The sequence below is a fragment of the Micromonospora sp. CPCC 205546 genome, from assembly GCF_036902715.1.
GTDB lineage: Bacteria > Actinomycetota > Actinomycetes > Mycobacteriales > Micromonosporaceae > Micromonospora.
The window spans coordinates 1-893 of record NZ_JBAKHL010000173.1 but is presented as its reverse complement, the minus strand read 5'-3'; the positions used below and the strand labels follow the sequence as shown (position 1 = coordinate 893).

At 66.9% G+C, this 893-nt stretch carries 1 protein-coding gene; it reads left to right on the top strand.

Annotated elements, in window-relative coordinates; translation table 11 throughout:
* On the top strand, positions 1-893 hold an 893-nt coding region (gene dmpG, locus V6U77_RS29895), incomplete at both ends, for a 4-hydroxy-2-oxovalerate aldolase (RefSeq protein ID WP_334610079.1).

Sequence of the window (893 nt, the reverse complement as noted above, 5' to 3'; positions counted from 1 at the left end):
GGTGATGGTCTTGCGGGTTCGAGCGTGAACTACGGTCATGGTGCGGCCAGTGACGCGGATTGGATTTCGGCGGCGGCTGAGGTGATGACGTCGGCGAAGTTGACGACGTTGTTGTTGCCGGGGATCGGCACGATCGCGGATCTGAAGGCGGCGAAGGCGCTCGGGGTGACGAGTGTGCGGATCGCGACGCATTGCACGGAGGCCGATATTTCGGCGCAGCACATCGCGTGGGCGCGGGAGAACGGCATGGACGTGTCCGGGTTTCTGATGATGTCGCACATGAACGATCCCGCCGGGTTGGCGGGGCAGGCGAAGTTGATGGAGTCGTACGGGGCGCATTGCGTCTACGTCACCGATTCCGGCGGCCGGCTACTCATGTCGGATGTGGCGGAGCGGGTGGACGCGTATCGGCAGGTGTTGGCGCCGGACACGCAGATCGGTATCCACGCGCATCACAACCTGTCCCTGGGTGTGGCGAACAGTGTGGTCGCGGTGGAGCACGGCCGCATCGCCGGCGACGGCCCGTTGGGCTCGGCAGATGGTCGGATGGTGCGGGTGGACGCGTCGCTGGCGGGGCAGGGTGCCGGGGCGGGTAACGCGCCGTTGGAGGTGTTCGTGGCGGTCGCGGAGTTGCACGGTTGGCAGCACGGCTGTGACGTGTTCGCGTTGATGGATGCCGCCGACGACATCGTGCGGCCGTTGCAGGACCGGCCCGTGCAGGTCGACCGGGAAACTCTCTCCCTGGGCTACGCCGGGGTGTATTCGAGTTTCCTGCGCCACGCCGAGCGGGCCTCGGACAAGTACGGGGTGGACGTGCGCTCCATCCTGGTCGAGTTGGGCCGCCGCCGCATGGTCGGCGGGCAGGAGGACATGATCGTGGACGTGGCACTGGA